This is a genomic window from Pseudomonas sp. Nvir (assembly GCF_963778085.1).
Classification (GTDB): Bacteria; Pseudomonadota; Gammaproteobacteria; order Pseudomonadales; family Pseudomonadaceae; genus Aquipseudomonas; species Aquipseudomonas juntendi.
The window spans coordinates 47,741-64,956 of sequence record NZ_OY970405.1; the positions used below are offsets into that span (position 1 = coordinate 47,741).

The following is a 17,216-nucleotide window of genomic DNA, read 5'->3' on the forward strand; positions in this document are numbered from 1 at the left end:
ATTGCGCAGACACGATTAGGCCCGTCAATCGACGGGCCTTTTGTTTGCCTCAATGCATCAGTGCCGAAGGACCACAGGGTCCATGGGCGACCGCAGAATCACCGACTTAATAATCTTCTGTTCGTCAGGATTGGCGTTTTTCCACAGGTGTGAGAAGTACTGAGCATTCACTTTCTCTTGAGCACTTACGCTGCCGGCGGCATCGATCAGGCGCATGGTCGAGTAGACACAGATCAGCGCCAGAATGAAGAACGCCGTGGCGACCACCATCACATAACGCTTGGCCAGCACCGGTGCCCGCTTGAGCTCCTGGATAGAGGCGTCCGCCGCCTTTGTCGCTGCTGTAAGCTCCGAGATCAGTGGCTGGATGGCGGTGTCGACTCCGCGGCATGCAGCTGAATACGCTGATGCAGCGGCGCGCAAGGCAACCTCCTCCGCGTTCGACCAAGCCTTCTCCGCCTTTCGCACCTCCTCCTGAATCTGCCGGCCGACAGCGTCCACCTGCTCCACCAGTTCGTTCGACCTCTCCAGAACAGCGCTGGAGGTGCGCGTCTGCGAGGTCAGCTCATCGAGCTGGACAGTGAGTTTTTCAGTGCAGCGGCGAAAGTCACCGATAGCAACTGCCCAGGGCTCTATGTCATTCATGGCTATCTCCTAGGGCGGCCAACAACGCCGCGCTGAATTAACGCGCTAGATATCAAAATTGTAATTTAAGAGAAAATTCGAAGTCGCCCTCGACAGTGCCGAGATAGACATGATCCTTCCAGATTTGAAGATTTAACGCATCCTATCTGCAGCCAAAATTACGGAATTGTAATTATTGACTCACCTTGTCGTTAGCTTCGCGTTCCTAAACTACAAACCAACAAAGGCCGCTAATCAGGTTGGCCTAGTATGAACCGAGGTTCACAATGAAATTTGTCAAATCTATCGCTATTGGCAGCCTGCTGCTGGGTCTCATGGGTACCGCTTACGCTGAAGGCGGCTTCGAGCGAACGAAACAGTTCAACGAGAACTTCCGAACCGAACAGGCTCGCCTATGGAGCGATGACTCTTCGGACCAGAACAAACAACAAGTCGCTCAAGAGCAAAAGAAAGAAAGCAAGGATGGTAAGGAACAAGCCGACAATTAATCGGCGGTTAAATAGGACTTCAAATGACGAAAGAAATCGACAAAAAAGCCAGGGTAAAACCTGGCTTTTTTGTGCTTGGAATTTAGCCTTCGTTCTTGCGAGGCGTTTCCGCATTGCTTTCTCCGGCCAGACCCTCGGCACCTTGTGCGGGGCGTTTCCAATGGCACAGCAGGAGCTGGCTGGCGTTCGCTTCGGTGATCGATGTGCAAGCTAGATCAGCGGGCAGACCATCCTTGCTGTCTCGCAAGCGCCTGGACAGATAGAACGAGCCATCCCGCGGCCACTTGGCAGGATCCTTGATGTTCTCGGACTTCCCGCTGCTGTAAAACTCCGACGAGTATGAGCGGCGGCCAGGATAGATCAGGGGAGCGGAATGAGCAGACTGCACATTGAGCCAGGCTTGAACCACATCCCGCTGATTCTGAGGGCGCTCCTCTAGTACCCCGGCGTAGATGATGCCCGCACCGATGATTGGCAACACCAATGCGCTCGCAGCGGCAGCCCAGGTGGTCTTCGGGCCAACTTCGCTGACCCGTGCAGACAGCAGCAATGCCCACGCTGGCAGCGCGGGTAGCAGGTAGGTCCACAGAATGTTGCCTGCAAATGTGAAGAAGACCGGTGTCGCCAAGGCCCACAGCCAGAGGTAGGCTTTGAAGCGCTGCATCGATCCACGCTTGCGGATCAACAGTGGTAGAAACAAGGCCCATGGCAGTAGCGACAATCCGAGCTGGATCCAGATGCTGCCGTACGGCTTGGCATGAGCACTACCATAGAGGTCCCCTGCCCAGTTACTGACGACGTAGCGGCTCCAGTGCTCACCAACGAAGAAGTACTCCATGAAGCCGGGCGTTTTCATCTCGGCCGCGACATACCATGGCACGGATATACCGAACATGAGTACAAGGCCGCTAATCCAGGGAAGCCTCAGTACCCGTCCCCATTCCTTGTAGATAACGAACCAGGCGAATGCCGGCGCCCCCATAAGCACCAGGGTCAGCGGCCCTTTGGCAAGCAAGCCCAGCCCGAGACCTGCGAACATCAGGTAGGCATCCGCCTTGCTGGCGCACTTCATCCAACGCCAGAAACCGTAGCTGGCCAGCAGAATCGAGAACGACAAAACAGGGTCAGTCAGCACAACACCGCTGGAGACCAGGCCAAGTGTGGTGCTGGAAAAAATAATGGCAGCCCAGATGCCGGCGTTACGAGAAATCTGCTGCGTGCCGAGTTTGATGATGATGAAACAGCTTGCCAGGTGGAGTAGCCACGCTGGGAAGCGCGCAGCGAACTCGTTAACGCCGAAGACCGTCATGCTCGCGGCCTGGGTCCAGAAGGACAACGGAGGCTTGCCCCAGAACGGTACCCCGTAGTCGAACATGGGCGTGATCCAGTCATTCAACTCGACCATCTTGCGAGCCATTTCAGCGTAACGGGCCTCAGATGTGTCCATCAGCGGGTAGATGCCCAGCCCCACCAAACGCAATAGCAAAATCGAACCCAGGACCCACCACAGCGTCCTCTCGTTCTTCAGGTTCAGCATTTCTTACCCTCGATCGAAGCCATCGAAGGGTGGAGTGACACGGGATCTGCCTTGTTGCTGTGCTTCAGGAAATAGAGAGGCCGGCGCTTCACTTCCGCGAGTGTCACGCCCAGGTACTCCCCCACCATGGCGACACCGACGCACATGAATGAAGCCATTCCGACGATCAGGTGATGGATGTCGAAACTGCCTGCCACAAGCGACGCAAGCATGTAGCAGATGCTGGAGACGAAAAGACCGAAACTGATGAGGCTGAAAATGCGCAGTGGTTTGCGAGAGAAGCTGACGATGCTCTCGATGGCCAGATTGAACAGGCCAGCTGCATTCCATTTGGTGCTCCCGGCATGGCGAACAGTGCGATTGTAGGGGAGTTCGATGGTACGAAAGCCTACCCAGCCGATCATGCCTTTGAGAATCCTGGAGCGTTCATCCAGGGCCCGCAGGGCTGCCAGCGGCGCAGGCCCAATCAATCGGAAATCGCTGACATCGGCCGGCATGTCCACCTTCTCCACCAGGCGCTGCATGACCCAGTAGTAAGCCCGGGCACTCATGCGCTTGAACCACGAATCACCGATTCTCAGGTTGCGCTGCATGTTCACCACGTCGTAGCCGCGTTGCCAGTAGTCCACCATGGCCGCGATGAGCTCTGGTGGATCCTGCAGGTCGACATCAATGAAGATCAGCGCACTGCCACGGGCATGGTCTATCCCGGCGCTCAGTGCAGCCTCTTTGCCGAAGTTGCGACTCAGGGACAGGCAACGTACAGATGACCCATCCTGATAGTGGCGAAGAATGTCGGCCGTCCGGTCATTACTGCCGTCGTCGACATAGAGGATTTCGCAGGAGACGGGTAAGCGCTTCACCACGCGGGTGATTCGCTGGTGGAACTCGGGGATGGTTTCCTCTTCCTGGAAGCAAGGGACCACGATGGTTAACAAGGGATCAGGGCGCTCGGGAAAGCGATGTAATGTCTGCATGATTGAATGTCCAAAAACGATGTGCAATGAATCCAAGTGCAGTGAGGCTTAAGGTCACTACGACTTGGGAGATGAGCGGTGACAGATTCGACTTGATGAGGAACCACATACCCACGCCATTGCCGAAGTTTGTGGTTAACGCGACCAGTGCAAACCTGACAGGCTGAAACTTACGAGAGCCATCTGCCACAAAACAGAGCGCCCTATTTCCAATGAAGCTCGCGATTGCGCCAACCATGCCGCCACAGATACTGGCCAGTAACGGAGTAACGAATTCTGTCGTAACCAGCAATAGGAACACCGCATAATGGACTCCCGTTGCTATGAAGCCGATCCCCAGATAACGAATCAGTAAGGTAGTAAGAGGTGGGGTTTGATTTTCCATGCCCAAAGCCTATGGAGGCAAAGGTGAAAAAATAGTGAACTAAATGTAAATGCGTAATTAGCCGAATCTATATATGGTAAGTAACAAGTCGGCGCACTAGGCTAGCACGCTACAATATCAGAGGGATTGCCTGAAAATTACGCTTTCGAAATAAAAGCCTTCCGATAACGCATGCATGACCCGTGGATTACAATGTTGACAAGATAAGGAAACACCGGGTGGCATTGAGATAGATTCCCCGAATTAAGGGGGACCTAATGGTTACACAAAATGAAACATATACAAGCAGCGTTGTTCCTTACAGCCCTGACATATTGGATGATTTGCCAATTGATGATCAGCTGGCCGTAGAGTTTTTCGCAACAGCACGTTGTGCCAGTTTCAAACAGGCTGCCCGAGGGCTCAATGTGCCAGTGGTAGGCCTGCGGAAACGCTTGGAGAAACTGGAAGAGCACATTGGTGCTCCCGTGTTTGTCTACAAACACAACAAGCTTGCCCTGACCCGCACAGGCGAGAGGGTCAGCCATTACCTGTGCCAGCTCTTCGGCCCAGACGGCCTTGGCAAGTCCGGTGAAAAGGAAGTCCCCAGGCTTACCATCGCGATCACAGAGCCAGTGCTGAACGACATCGTAAACCGCGATCTAGTCGCCTACGTGCGTGATCATGCCGAAATGCAGCTGGAAATCCATTCAGAATGCACAACGCAGATGCTTTCTGAGTGTGAAGTCGATGTGGGTATCGCTTTGGTGAGCCCAGATGATAAAGGCGCGCTTGATCGCCATCCTACGTATAGGTTTGAAAGGCTTGGCCGGATTGGGCACGCCCTGTTCATTTCCAGCCGCTATTCAAGAAGCGTCACCCTTCCAGTGGAGAGCTTGGATTTGCACAACTTCATGCTCGTTGTCCCTTGGGATGAAGAGATCTTGGCGGGCTCACGAAAGTGGGCATCGATAATGGCTGAGCATCAGGGCGGTACCACTCGGGTCAAGAGCTACAACCTATCACGAGGCCTTGTCGTTGGCGGTGCGTGTATTGGAGTGCTGCCCGACTACAGCCGAAAACTGGAGAGAAATATCCTACCCGTGCCGGGTTTCCTGGACGACCTGGAGGAGAAAGATGTCTATCTTGTTATCAAAACGAAGCTTGTCCGCAATCCGCAGGTTTTGGAAATTCGAAGATTGATCAAGAAGAGCTTCTTTGATAAGAAGGACTGGCTTGTTCGGTAACAGTTTTGTTAGGTTTCAAACTCCTCCGTTAACACTACAGAAACACAACTGTCATATTCGCTTGCAACCTAGTCAGAGTGCTTAGAACAAAGGCATCTTGTTACAGCGGGTGACAACCGTGGCCTGCTCCCATCTGCAAGATAAATTTAGGCCGGCGCAGGGCGAAATATAACGTCGGTAGCTAAGCACTTAACATACGAGAGGCAAGCAATGATCCGTTCTTCGAACATGCGGGAAAAGCTGTTGGCTGCCGCAATAATAGGCACATTTTCCTCGCAAGCATTCTCCGGAACAGTAACCACTGACGGAGCTGACATCGTTCTGAAGACCAAGGGCGGTCTTGAAGTATCGACTTCTGACAAGGAATTCAGTTTCAAACTGGGCGGCCGAGTTCAGGCCGACTACGGCCGTTTCGATGGTGTCTTCACCAAGAATGGCGATACCGCTGACGCAGGCTACTTCCGTCGCGCCTACCTTGAGCTCGGTGGCGTGCTGTACCGCGACTGGAAGTATCAGCTCAACTACGACCTTTCCCGCAACACGGGCAACGACTCCGACGGCTACTTCGACGAAGCCAGCCTGACCTACACGGGTTTCAAGCCGGTGCAACTGCGCTTTGGCCGTTTCTACACCGACTTCGGTCTTGAGAAAGCCACCAGTTCGAAGTGGACCACCGCCATGGAGCGGAACCTCTCGTACGACCTGGCGGACTGGATCAACGACAACGCCGGCATGGGTGTTCAAGCCACCAGCACCATCGCTGACATGGCTTATGTTTCCGGTAGCGTTTTCAGCGAAACCAATAACAACTCGGATGGCGACAGCACCAAGCGCTACAACGTACGTGGCGTGTTCGCACCGCTGCACAGTGATGGCAACGTCCTGCACGTCGGTGCTCAGTACGCTTACCGCGACCTCAAAAACAGTGCGGTCGATACCCGGATTCGTTCGCGTCTGGGCGTCCGCGGTGTAGATACCAATGGCGGCGGCGATGCCGGCACCAACGGCAACCGCATGCTGTTTGGCGGTGCTGCTGCACAACATGGCCTGTGGAAGGACGACTCGGTCTGGGGTCTCGAAGGTGCCTGGGCCACCGGCCCGTTCTCGGTTCAAGCGGAATACCTTCGCCGCAAGCTGAAAGCTGACCAGGCCAACAACGACATGAAGGCCTCCGGTTACTACGCCCAGATGGCTTACACCCTGACCGGCGAGCCGCGTATCTACAAGCTCGATGGTGCCAAGTTCGACACTATCAAACCAGAGAACAAGGAACTGGGGGCCTGGGAAGTCTTCTACCGCTTTGACGATATCAAGGTCGAAGACGGCAACCTGGTCACCGCGGCGGACCAATCGAACGAGCGCAAGGCCAAGAGCCACACGGTGGGTGTGAACTGGTACGTCAACGAGGCGGTGAAAGTCAGTGCCAACTACATCAACGTGCGCACCGACAACAACGAGAACACCGTGGGCGACGACAGCGGCAATGCCATCGTGACCCGCCTGCAATACGTCTTCTGATCCCTCTCATCAGTCTGACGTGAGAAAGCCGGAAGCGCTCAACGTGCTTCCGGCTTTCCTGTTTCTGGAGGTGATCAAGCATGGAGCGCCCTCCTCCTACCTGCTTTCGCTTACCGATGACCGCTCTTGCCAAAGCTCGGCGAATCTGATGTGATTGCCGCGTCGGGCTTTGCATGGTGGCCGTGCAAGCAAATCAAACCTGACTCCTATTCATGATTGAACCTGATTCGACGTCCAGCTTCGCGTCTAACGGCCCTACAAGCGCAGCTACCCCAACGTCGCTCATTAGGGGATAGTCATGTCTGCAAAAAAGCTGCTTCAACCTCTCGCTGCTCAGCTGCACGCCTCGTTCTCGGCTTCTGGCCGCCCGTACTCTCATCTGCACCTCCACCAGCTGTTCCACGCGGCCATCGGCTCCGTTGCACCGCAAGTTGCCATCCAAGACAAGCTGCCAATTCAGGTCTGTCGTGACAACGAGACACGGCAGTACAACCTCTACGCGGCGGTCGAGCGGGCGAAAACGTGCTTAGGATTGACCGATCTTCAAGCAGTCGGTGTGGCTGAAGAAGTCATTGAGGTGCTACGAACTGCGGGAATCGGCGTGAACCAGGTTCGCCTGCTCCTTGACCCCTCCTTCAGCTCGAAGACTCGCAAAAAGGCCTTCAAGGCTCTCTGCAAGAACCTGGATCTGAACGAGCTAGGCGATCGCTTCGTCCCCAAGACTGCCACGTTGGCCATCGCTGCTGGTATTGCGCCGCCTCCCAAAATGTCGTGGAAGGATCGCTTCGCCCTGGCTGCAAATTCCCCCATGCGGGGGCCAAGCGAGCTCATCAGCATGGTCAACCGGGATGAGTGTTATCTGTGGGTATTCCCACCGACTGACCATCATGCGACGGCTCCAGCGACGCATGACCGTTTCTTTGGTGAAAAGACCCACCCGAGCGCAGAAATGGGCATGGGGTTCAGCATCATCGATTCCGGCTGGACCCGCCCCAAGTACCCGCTATCCAGGCAGTCACAAGAGACCTTCATCCAGTATTCGCTTTCTGCGCCGATGTGGTCCTGGCGCGCACAAAGTGACACCTGGCGCCTGGGAAACATCCTGCGTTCAAGAATCCTTGACGGGGCTCCTTGGCATAACGAGCCTCTGAGTGACGTGCTTCCGAGCGGCCTTAAATCCCTGCCCCGGATCTATGGGTGCGAAACCTGCCGAACGCTGTTCATTGAGAATCACAGCGACTACCCGGATGTACCCACTCAGTGCCAATGCGGTGAGGCGAGCAGCACGGGTGACCAAAACGAGTCATCTGCTCTCAATAGCTGATTTTCCTTACGGTGGCGGGCTGAGCCCCCCGTTAGGGATTGGCTATGGGAGCGGGATTCGCTCACCCCAAACCTGAAGGCGCCGCCACCTAACCGAGCGATATGAGCTGAATGCTCGCGGAGTAGATATGCAAAAGAGTAAAAACAAACAGGACACCCTGGCGGCGATCAATGCGCTTGTCGAGATTGCGTATGATCAGGGATTTGCGGACGGACACGGAGTCGGCAATCAAGTCGGTTTCGTAGCCGGTGTCATGAGCCTCAAAGCTGCATTGGCCTGCGGCTTACGGCATGGCTCACCTGAGTGCGGAAAGGCCCTTGAAAGCCTCAAGCGCATCGGGATCGACGAGTGAGAGAAAAGTACGGGTCGTGCGCTGATCGCGCACGACCCGTACTTCTACTTCAGGTCATTTCCCTGCTTAGCTTCATGATTGAAGCTCAGGGATCAGGTGCTTCTGCGGTAGGCCAACAGGCGCAAGGCGTTGAAGACGACCAACAGTGTGGAGCCCTCATGGATCGCAACAGCGGCACCAATGCTCAAGCCCATGATGGTGGACGGAACCAGGATGGCCACAATCCCCAAGCTGACGAACAGATTCTGGTGGATGATCGATCGCGTGTGACGGCTCAGCCCCACCGCAAATGGGAGTTGCCTGATGTCGTCAGCCATAAGCGCGATATCAGCCGTTTCCAGGGCAACATCAGATCCAGCAGCCCCCATTGCGATACCAACGCTCGAACTGGCCATGGCAGGGGCATCATTGACGCCGTCACCCACCATGGCCACCTTGGCGCTAAGGCGCAGGTTTTTGATGGCCTTGACCTTGTCTTCCGGCATCAGGTCTCCCCACGCTTCATCTAAGCCAACTTGTTTGGCTACAGCCTCTGCAACGCGGTTGTGGTCTCCAGAAATCATGACCATGCGTTCGATGCCCATCTCTCTAAGCTTCTGGAGTGCCTCTTTGGCCCCCTCCCGGGGTGTGTCCAATAGCCCGATAGCGCCCAGATCCTTGTCAGCACGCCGTACCACCATGGTGGTACGGCCTGACTGACGTAGACGCTCCGCAGCCTCCAGGGCTGCCTTGCTGAGTGCGGGAATACCATTGGTACCGAACATCTCGACCTTGCCAATCCAGACGAACTGCCCATCAAGCTCAGCACGCACGCCGCGGCCAATCATGTTGCTCATGTTCTTGGCTTGGAATCGGCGCCGTGTGCCAATCATCTCTTCACCGTCACGCACAATTGCCGCAGCCAGCGGATGGTCGCTCATCGACTCCACAGCGATGGCGACGTTTAGCAGATCCTCGATCTGCGTGCCGCCTATGGGTATTACATCGGTGATACGTGGGCGCCCTTCGGTCAGGGTACCGGTCTTGTCGAATGCCATGGCATTCAATGATCCAAGCTCTTCAAGTGGCGCACCGCCCTTGATCAGCACGCCACCTCGGGCTGCCCTGGCGATGCCAGAGAGAATGGCGCTTGGTGTAGCGATCGCGAGCGCGCAGGGGCTGGCTGCAACCAGTACGGCCATCGCCCGGTAGAACGAGTCACGGAACGGCTCGTCAAGGAAAATGCCGGCAAATAGCAGCCCGACTACCAGCAGTAAAACCAACGGGACGAATATGCGTTGGAAGCGGTCCGTGAATCGCTGGGTCGGTGACTTCCTGACTTCGGCTTCACTGACCATCTTGATGACCCGCGCCAAGGTACTCTCCGTAGAGCGCCGGGTTACCTCAACCTCGATGAGCGTTTCGCCATTGATGGTACCGGCGAAGACTTTCGAGGCTGCATCCACTGCATCTGGCTTGCTGCGTGCGAGTTCGGCATCAGGAACAGGTTGCTTGTCCACGGGGACGCTCTCACCGGTTACTGGCGCCTGGTTGATACTTGAGGAGCCTACGACTACAAAACCATCGGCCGGCAGGCGGTCATTGGGGCGCACGATGACAACGTCACCGGGAACCAGCAGCTCCACGGGCATCTCCACCGTGCCATTTGCTCTGCGTACGATCGCGGTGGCTGGTGCGAGCTTGGACAGTGCCTCAATCGCTTTCTTGGCCCGCCCCATCGCGTAGCTTTCAAGGGAATGCCCCAGACTGAACAGGAACAGCAGCAGAGCCCCCTCCGCCCAGGCGCCGATGCTCGCGGCACCGACTGCGGCGAGAAGCATCAGCGAGTCGATCTCGAAGCGTTTCTGACGGATGTTGGTAACCGCTTCCTTAGTGGTGAACCATCCACCGAACACGTAGGCCGACACGTACAGAATCAGAGGCAGACGATCAATCAGGCCAAGTTTTCCTGCGAGAGCTCCGGCACCCAGGAGAGCACCACAGATCAGCGCGAAAATCAGCTCTGTGTTCATTCCAAAAATGCCGCCATGCTCATGGCTATGACCTTCATGCCCGGCTTGGTCATCAGGGCGTTCAAGCAAACTCTTCATAACTCGTCCCTTCTGGGGTCAAGGCTTCCAATTGCCCTCTGCAGTTGGGGAGCCGTCTCTGTTGGTTGGCTAAGATCTATTGCACGGTTTGCCCGAGCCCAGGCGTTAACATTTCGAAGCTATGGGGTATCGGGCGTAATAAAAAATGCCAGGCACTGCCTGGCATTTATGAATTCTCTAATTGTTCTGTTCAAATCGTTTACTACTTGTTGTTGATGCATTGCGAATACATCGAGTAACGAACAGTCTTGAGCGTGCCCTGGGAGTCCTCGAAGGTCATCAACCGTGGATAGACCTGGCAGGTACGGGGGTCCTGCGACTGACGTACGAATTTCGCAACGTCTATCTTCATGCCATATTTGTAATCCTGAATCTCTGGCATTGGCTTGCCATTTTTCTCCGCGTACTTGGCCACTGCGGTCTGGTGTTCCTTGGTGTATTGAAGCTGCTTGCTCTCGGAGAAAGTGTTGGCCTGCGAAGCCACCGAGAAAACAACAAGTGCAGCAGCGATAATTAGCTTTTTCATAAAACCCTCTCAATTTCAAAACTTCTCGGGCGTAACCTTAGCAATGCATAGGCATCACCGGCATGACGAGAAACTTACAATTTTGAAAGGTAAGTGCATCTACTTCACTTTAAACAAAAAAGCCCACAACACGTGTTGTGGGCTTCTCTTTAGCGGAGGCTGTTAGCTAACCACTTCGGCCTCGTCGCCGTCTTCATCCTTGCGGTGTGCCCAGTGATACAGGGCAGGCAGTACCAGCAAGGTCAGTGCGGTGGAGGACAGGATCCCGCCAATCACCACCGTCGCCAATGGCCGCTGAACTTCGGCACCGGTGCCGGTGGCCAAAGCCATCGGGATGAAGCCCAGGGACGCTACCAAGGCTGTCATCAGAACAGGTCGCAGACGGGTCAATGCACCTTCATCGACTGCCTGTCTGAGCGTTCGTCCCTCCTCCCTTAGCCCGCGGATGAAGGCAATCATCACCAGGCCGTTCAGTACTGCAACGCCGGACAGTGCAATGAAGCCGACACCTGCCGAGATCGACAGTGGGATGTCCCGCAGCCACAACGCCACAACACCACCGGTGAGTGCGAATGGAATACCGGTGAAGACCAGCATGCCGTCCTTCAGGTTGTTGAACATCAGGAACAACAAGGTCATGACCAGCAGCAAGGCGACTGGAACAACGATCTGCAGGCGTTTGGCAGCCGACTGCAGCTGCTCGAACTGGCCCCCCCAAGTCGTCCAGTAGCCCGCAGGGATTTGCACCTTCTTGTCCAGCGATGCGGTCGCCTCCTCAACGAAGGACCCCAGATCGCGGCCTCGAACGTTGGCGCTGACGATAACCAGACGTTTGCCGTTCTCGCGGCTGATTTGGTTCGGGCCCAGTTGCAGGTCCAGATTGGCGACCTGGGACAGCGGGATGAAGCCGATCTGATTGGCACCCTGTGCCGCATTGGCAGGTACCGGGATCAGCAAGCTGGACATACCCGCTACGTCGGTGCGAACGGTCTCTGGTAGGCGTACTACCATGTCGAACCGACGGTCGCCCTCATACAGCGTGCCGGCCTGACGGCCACCCACGGCGATAGCGATCGAGTTCTGAACATCCGCGATGTTCAGGCCGTAGCGTGCTGCTTTTTCGCGGTCAATGTTGATGGTCAGCACCGGCAGGCCGGATGTCTGCTCAACTTTCACTTCCGATGAGCCCGGGACCGCTTTGAGCGCTGCCGCGATCTTGTTGGCGGTGTTGTTGAGCACGTCCATGTCATCGCCGAAGACTTTCACAGCGACGTCACTACGCACGCCCGAAATCAGCTCGTTGAAACGCAGTTGGATTGGCTGCGACAACTCGTAGTTGCTTCCTGGAACACCCGCTGCGGCCTTCTGCACTTCAGCAATCAGCTCATCACGAGGCTTCTTCGGGTTAGGCCACTGATCCTGAGGCTTGAGCATGATGTAGGCGTCAGAGGCGTTCGGCGGCATCGGGTCAGATGCAATTTCTGCGGTACCCGAGCGTGCGAACATCCGCTCAACTTCAGGCACCTGCGCAATCACCGCTTTCTCCAGACGCTGCTGCATCTCGACAGATTGAGTGAGGCTCGTTCCAGGCACACGCATGGCCTGCATCGCAAAGTCACCCTCACTGAGGCTTGGGATGAACTCGCTACCCATACGACTTGCCAGCAAACCACTGAGCACGACCAAGGCTACTGCGGCCGAGAAAGCGATGTTCCGATGTCCCAGCACCCATTGCAGAACCGGTTCATAGCGCAGTCGAGCTGTGCGCATGACCACGCCTTCCTCTTCCTTCACCTTGCCAGTGACGAACATGGCAATAGCTGCAGGAACAAAGGTAACGGACAGGACCATTGCACCCAGCAGCGCCATCACAACGGTGAAGGCCATCGGGTGGAACATTTTGCCTTCGACGCCGGTGAGGGCGAAGATCGGCAGGTACACCACCATGATGATCAGCTGACCGAAGATCAGCGGCCGGCGAGCTTCTCGCGCCGCGGCAAAGACCTCGTGGAAGCGTTCGGTTTTGGTGAGCATGCGGCCATGCTTATGTTGCGCATGAGCCAGTCGACGGATCGCGTTTTCTACAATAACCACGGCACCGTCGACGATGATGCCGAAGTCGAGTGCCCCCAAACTCATTAAGTTGGCACTGACCTTGTTGTTGAACATGCCTGTGAAGGTGAACAGCATGGACAGCGGAATCACCATCGCGGTGATCAGAGCCGCACGGATGTTGCCGAGGAACAGGAACAGAATGGCGATAACCAGGATCGCGCCTTCCACCAGGTTCTTCTTCACCGTCGCGATGGCTTTTTCAACCAGGTTGGTACGGTCGTAAACAGTCACAGCCACCACGCCCTTTGGCAGGGTGCGGTTGATGTCCGCCAATTTGGCGGCGACAGCTTGAGATACGGTGCGGCTGTTTTCACCAATCAGCATGAACACGGTACCGAGCACGACTTCGCGGCCGTTCTCAGTAGCAGCACCTGTACGGAGCTCTTTACCGATGCTGACGTCAGCAACGCTGCTGATGCGAATCGGTGCACCATCCACACTGGTGATCACGATGTTGGCGATGTCTTCGATATTGCCTACCTGACCCGGTGCACGGATGAGCAACTGTTCACCATTACGCTCGATGTAGCCGGCACCGACGTTGGCGTTGTTACTTTCCAACGCTGCGACCAGGTCATTGAGTGTCAGCTTGTAGGTAGCCAGGCGCTTTGGATCCGGCGCAACCAGGAACTGCTTGGCATAACCGCCGATGGTATTGATCTCGGCCACACCCGGGACGTTACGCAGCTGAGGCTTGATGATCCAGTCCTGGATCACGCGCAGGTCGGTCGGGGTGTACGGCGTACCGTCCTCTTTGACCGCGCCATCTTCGGCTTCAACAGTCCACAGGAAGATCTCGCCGAGGCCGGTAGATACCGGACCCATGACGGCCTCTACACCTTCTGGCAGCTGTTCCTTCGCAACCTGCAGCCGCTCGTTGATCAACTGGCGGGCAAAGAAGATGTCAGTGCCATCCTTGAAGATCACGGTGACCTGAGACAGGCCAGAGCGAGACAGGGAACGGGTCTGCTGAAGGCCCGGGAGACCGGCCATGGCCGTTTCAACTGGAAACGTGATCCGTTGTTCGGTTTCCAAGGGCGAGTAACCAGGCGCTGCAGTGTTGATCTGCACCTGGACGTTGGTGATATCGGGTACCGCATCGATGGGCAGCTTTTGATAGCTGTAGATACCGATACCCGCCATGATCAGAACGGCGATCATTACTACGATGCGCTGCTCGATGGCGAATCTGATGATACGTTCAAACATGAGAAATCATCCTGTCAGTTCGCATCAGTGACCGTGTTCGGCAGAAGCTTTGCCGAGCTCGGACTTGAGTGTGAAGCTGCCACTGGTTGCTACCTGGGCGCCGGCTTCAATACCGTCGATGATTTCCACGTACCCATTGTCGCGGCGACCCAGTTTTACCGGGCGGGTGTCAAAGCCATCTGGGGTGCGTACGAATACCGAAGGTTTGTCTTCAACGGTCTGCACAGCGTGCTCAGGGACCGCTACGGCAACTCGATCGGTCTGGAAGGTGACCGCAATGTTTACGAACAGGCCTGGACGCCAGGCGCCGTTGGGGTTGGTCAAGGTGACGCGGACAGTAGCTGCACGGTTTTGCTCGCCCAGCAGGCTGCCGACATAACCCACCTTCCCTTCGACCTCGACGTTCATGTCAGGCGAAGAGACTTTCACTGCACGGCCAGTCGTGACCTTGCCCAGATCTGTCGGCGGAACTGCGAAGGTCGCCCAGACCTGATTCAGGTCGGAAAGGATGAAGGCGTTGGTCGCCTCGCTGACGACTTCGCCGACGGTCAGGTGTTTCTCCACTACCACGGCGTCGAAGGGAGCGCGGAGCTCGTAACGATTACCGCCAACGGAGTTAACCGAGGCACCGATTGCGCCGACCTTCTGCTTGGCGTTGGCCAAGGAGATCTCCGCTTCTTGCAGCGCTTGGCGTGCTTGGAGGTAGTCTTGCTCTGCAGAGATCTTGTCCTGCCACAGTTGCTTCTCACGTTCGAAGGTCACACGCGCCAGTTCGACGCGACGCTGTGCGGCCTGTTGTTCGCTGCGCAGGTCAGAGATCTGCTGGCTGGCGATTACCGCGAGGACTTGCCCTTTCTTGACCGTCTCGCCCAGGTTGGCCTGGACAGCCTCAACAACGCCAGGAACACGAGGAACCACGTGGGCAGTACGATCTTCGTCGAAGCGAATTTCGCCAGGGAAGCTCACGACGGTACCGAGGTCACGAGGCGCTGCAGCTTCCAGGGCAACACCAGCGGCCTTGATCTGTTCAGCGCTGAGCGTCAGCTTGCCCTCTTCTTCACCGCCCTCTTCGCTGTGGCCTTCTTCACCATGGCCCTCATCACCTTCCTCTTTGGCGGCAGATGCGGCTTTCTTTTCGTCGCCATGGCCATCGTTAGCGCCATGCTCGGCAGTACTGGCGGCCTGCTGTCCGGAACTGTTGTTCCAGGCAAGGCTGCCAAATCCGAGGGCTGCCACAGCGGCTACCGCGAGGGCGATCTTGCGTTTGTTATCCATTGCTACTCCTGCTGATCGTAGGCACCGGCTTGTTCAAGGCTGTGTGCCGAAGAAAATGTTTGGCCCGTTCAGCGAGTGCCGGCGGTTGAGCCGACTTCGCCATAAACCCTTTCCACCTGCGCACGCGCATTGGTCGCCGCTGCCAACGATTCGAGGTATTGGCCACGAGCGACGATCAAGGTGCGCTGGGCATCCAGCACTTCGATGAAACCGAATTTGCCCATCTCGAAGCCGCGGGTTGCGGTCTCTACGGCTTGTTGGGCTGAAGGCAGAATGGTCTTGTCGTAGGACTCGACCTCCTGCATGGCGGTGGACCATTGGTTCAACGCGGTTTGGGTTTCGGTGCGCAGGCGCAGCTCAACAGCATTGCGCTGGTCCCGGGCCTGATCTGCACGACGAGAAGCGGAAAGAATGTTGCCCTGGTTACGATCGAACAGCGGCAAAGGCATAGACAGGCCCACAGTGTTGACCCGCTCGCGCACAGAGCGGTCGTACTGGCTACCTACACTGACAGTAAGGTTCGGGATACGCTGAGCTTTCTCTGAGCCGAGCGAGGCATCGCTCTTGTCTATCTGCACCACGGCCTGACGCATTTCTGCTGTTTGGTCGAGCTTAGCCAGCAGATCTTCAGTGCGAGGTGGCAAGCCCGGGGAGAGGGTTGGCGATTCGAGTCGATCAAACACGGTGACTGAGCTCCCGGTAATTTGAGCGAGCTGTTGGTAAGCGGTCGCTTTTTCCGTTTCTGCACGTCGAACTTGCAGCTGGGCTTCGGCCAGTTGCACTTGAGCGCGGGTCGCCTCCACTGGGGACGACTTACCTGCGCGAACACGGCCATCGACGATGCGAAGACCGCGCTCAGTCAGTTCGAGAGATTGCTTGGCCAGGTCGAGACCTGTCTGGGCCCGCAACGCGGCGTAAAAGGCTTGGACGACATCTGCACGCAGGCCGTTAACGCGACGGTCTAACTCAAGCTGTGCGGCGGTCTGCCCGTATGTGGCGACGTCAACACGAGCCCCCCGCTTACCGCCCAGCTCAAGGGTCTGGCTGAGAGAGACAGTCGTCTGGCTGGTGTTACGACGGGTGTCTTCCACGTCATACGAGATTGTGGGGTTGGGGATAAGCCCGGCCTGCTTGCGAGCACCATCAGCGATCCCAATTTCTTGCCTGGCCGCGGCCAGGTCTGGGTTGGCATCCATGGCCGTCGAAAGCGCCTGGGGCAAGCTGATGCTTTGGGCAAGGGCTGCAGGCGCCATCAACCCAGAGATGACTGCACAGAGTGCAGCGATCTTCCAGGGCGAGACGGGGGTCTTGGGTAAGACATTGCGGTTATACCGGGGCACTTTGATGGTCCTCGTGCACAAACTTCGATAAAGCTTGGCGAGAACGCCGAAACAGCTGCCAAGCCCCACTTGATTAGGTGATGGCACTCTAATGAGCGGTAGCTATCAGAGGGGTGGCTAGAAAATTACAATTCCGTAAGAATGTCCTGTAATGCCCGAAAATACTGGGAAACCAAACCCGACACGATGATTTCGTTACAAGCAACGGA

General features: G+C 56.3%; 14 protein-coding genes. 5 read left to right on the forward strand and 9 right to left on the reverse strand.

From position 1 onward, the window contains the following. Positions 1–57 precede the first annotated feature (57 nt). The gene (locus AACG97_RS00555; protein WP_010951442.1) at positions 58–645 is read right to left on the reverse strand and encodes a hypothetical protein; all 588 of its coding nucleotides are present in this window, start codon (positions 643–645) and stop codon (positions 58–60) included. Positions 646–911: 266 nt separating this feature from the next. Between AACG97_RS00555 and AACG97_RS00560 the strand changes: the two genes are divergently transcribed. Then, on the forward strand, positions 912–1,133 hold the full coding sequence (locus AACG97_RS00560) for a hypothetical protein (protein WP_010951443.1): 222 nt from the start codon (positions 912–914) through the stop codon (positions 1,131–1,133). Positions 1,134–1,215: 82 nt separating this feature from the next. Here the strand turns inward: AACG97_RS00560 and AACG97_RS00565 are convergent, their stop codons facing one another. Genes AACG97_RS00565 through AACG97_RS00575 form a run of 3 tightly spaced genes read right to left on the reverse strand, consistent with a single transcriptional unit; the run spans position 1,216 to position 4,032 of the window. Next, entirely contained in the window at positions 1,216–2,670 is a 1,455-nt protein-coding gene (locus tag AACG97_RS00565) for a phospholipid carrier-dependent glycosyltransferase (protein WP_010951444.1), read from the reverse strand. Continuing rightward, positions 2,664–3,647, reverse strand: coding sequence for a glycosyltransferase family 2 protein (locus AACG97_RS00570; RefSeq protein WP_010951445.1), 984 nt, complete (start codon positions 3,645–3,647; stop codon positions 2,664–2,666). Before AACG97_RS00570 ends, AACG97_RS00565 begins: the two co-directional genes overlap by 7 nt. Next, positions 3,613–4,032 (reverse strand): GtrA family protein, encoded by a 420-nt coding sequence (locus AACG97_RS00575; protein ID WP_010951446.1) that lies wholly within the window; start codon positions 4,030–4,032, stop codon positions 3,613–3,615. Before AACG97_RS00575 ends, AACG97_RS00570 begins: the two co-directional genes overlap by 35 nt. 257 nt (positions 4,033–4,289) lie before the next feature. Here AACG97_RS00575 and AACG97_RS00580 point away from each other — a divergent pair, with 257 nt between their 5' ends. The 4 genes from AACG97_RS00580 (at position 4,290) to AACG97_RS00595 (ending at position 8,452) form a co-directional block, all read left to right on the forward strand. Further along, positions 4,290–5,258, forward strand: coding sequence for a LysR family transcriptional regulator (locus tag AACG97_RS00580; RefSeq protein WP_011953108.1), 969 nt, complete (start codon positions 4,290–4,292; stop codon positions 5,256–5,258). A gap of 210 nt (positions 5,259–5,468) precedes the next feature. Next, positions 5,469–6,776, forward strand: a complete 1,308-nt coding sequence (locus AACG97_RS00585) for an OprO/OprP family phosphate-selective porin (RefSeq protein ID WP_197884919.1) — start codon at positions 5,469–5,471, stop codon at positions 6,774–6,776. Positions 6,777–7,074: 298 nt separating this feature from the next. Next, positions 7,075–8,100 (forward strand): hypothetical protein, encoded by a 1,026-nt coding sequence (locus tag AACG97_RS00590; protein WP_011953109.1) that lies wholly within the window; start codon positions 7,075–7,077, stop codon positions 8,098–8,100. Positions 8,101–8,227: 127 nt separating this feature from the next. After that, entirely contained in the window at positions 8,228–8,452 is a 225-nt protein-coding gene (locus tag AACG97_RS00595; protein ID WP_010951451.1) for a hypothetical protein, read from the forward strand. 92 nt (positions 8,453–8,544) lie between these two features. On the opposite strand, the gene AACG97_RS00600 is transcribed toward AACG97_RS00595, so the two are convergent. The 5 genes from AACG97_RS00600 to AACG97_RS00620 all read right to left on the reverse strand — a co-directional run bounded on the left by AACG97_RS00600 (position 8,545) and on the right by AACG97_RS00620 (position 17,007). Continuing rightward, positions 8,545–10,542, reverse strand: a complete 1,998-nt coding sequence (locus AACG97_RS00600) for a heavy metal translocating P-type ATPase (RefSeq protein ID WP_010951452.1) — start codon at positions 10,540–10,542, stop codon at positions 8,545–8,547. A 202-nt stretch (positions 10,543–10,744) separates the two neighbouring features. Beyond that, positions 10,745–11,068: a DUF2790 domain-containing protein gene (locus AACG97_RS00605; RefSeq protein ID WP_003253432.1), complete on the reverse strand. Its 324-nt coding sequence runs from the start codon at positions 11,066–11,068 to the stop codon at positions 10,745–10,747. Positions 11,069–11,230: 162 nt separating this feature from the next. Next, the gene (locus AACG97_RS00610; RefSeq protein ID WP_010951454.1) at positions 11,231–14,392 is read right to left on the reverse strand and encodes a CusA/CzcA family heavy metal efflux RND transporter; all 3,162 of its coding nucleotides are present in this window, start codon (positions 14,390–14,392) and stop codon (positions 11,231–11,233) included. Between the two features lie 24 nt (positions 14,393–14,416). Then, on the reverse strand, positions 14,417–15,667 hold the full coding sequence (locus tag AACG97_RS00615; RefSeq protein WP_012269854.1) for an efflux RND transporter periplasmic adaptor subunit: 1,251 nt from the start codon (positions 15,665–15,667) through the stop codon (positions 14,417–14,419). Between the two features lie 68 nt (positions 15,668–15,735). Next, entirely contained in the window at positions 15,736–17,007 is a 1,272-nt protein-coding gene (locus AACG97_RS00620) for a TolC family protein (RefSeq protein ID WP_010951456.1), read from the reverse strand. Positions 17,008–17,216 lie beyond the last annotated feature (209 nt).

Bases quoted from the DNA above. Each gene is read 5' to 3' on its own strand.
- AACG97_RS00555 (WP_010951442.1), bottom strand. From the start codon at position 645: ATGAATGACATAGAGCCCTGGGCAGTTGCTATCGGTGACTTTCGCCGC.
- AACG97_RS00560 (WP_010951443.1), top strand. From the start codon at position 912: ATGAAATTTGTCAAATCTATCGCTATTGGCAGCCTGCTGCTGGGTCTC.
- AACG97_RS00565 (WP_010951444.1), bottom strand. From the start codon at position 2,670: ATGCTGAACCTGAAGAACGAGAGGACGCTGTGGTGGGTCCTGGGTTCG.
- AACG97_RS00570 (WP_010951445.1), bottom strand. From the start codon at position 3,647: ATGCAGACATTACATCGCTTTCCCGAGCGCCCTGATCCCTTGTTAACC.
- AACG97_RS00575 (WP_010951446.1), bottom strand. From the start codon at position 4,032: ATGGAAAATCAAACCCCACCTCTTACTACCTTACTGATTCGTTATCTG.
- AACG97_RS00580 (WP_011953108.1), top strand. From the start codon at position 4,290: ATGGTTACACAAAATGAAACATATACAAGCAGCGTTGTTCCTTACAGC.
- AACG97_RS00585 (WP_197884919.1), top strand. From the start codon at position 5,469: ATGATCCGTTCTTCGAACATGCGGGAAAAGCTGTTGGCTGCCGCAATA.
- AACG97_RS00590 (WP_011953109.1), top strand. From the start codon at position 7,075: ATGTCTGCAAAAAAGCTGCTTCAACCTCTCGCTGCTCAGCTGCACGCC.
- AACG97_RS00595 (WP_010951451.1), top strand. From the start codon at position 8,228: ATGCAAAAGAGTAAAAACAAACAGGACACCCTGGCGGCGATCAATGCG.
- AACG97_RS00600 (WP_010951452.1), bottom strand. From the start codon at position 10,542: ATGAAGAGTTTGCTTGAACGCCCTGATGACCAAGCCGGGCATGAAGGT.
- AACG97_RS00605 (WP_003253432.1), bottom strand. From the start codon at position 11,068: ATGAAAAAGCTAATTATCGCTGCTGCACTTGTTGTTTTCTCGGTGGCT.
- AACG97_RS00610 (WP_010951454.1), bottom strand. From the start codon at position 14,392: ATGTTTGAACGTATCATCAGATTCGCCATCGAGCAGCGCATCGTAGTA.
- AACG97_RS00615 (WP_012269854.1), bottom strand. From the start codon at position 15,667: ATGGATAACAAACGCAAGATCGCCCTCGCGGTAGCCGCTGTGGCAGCC.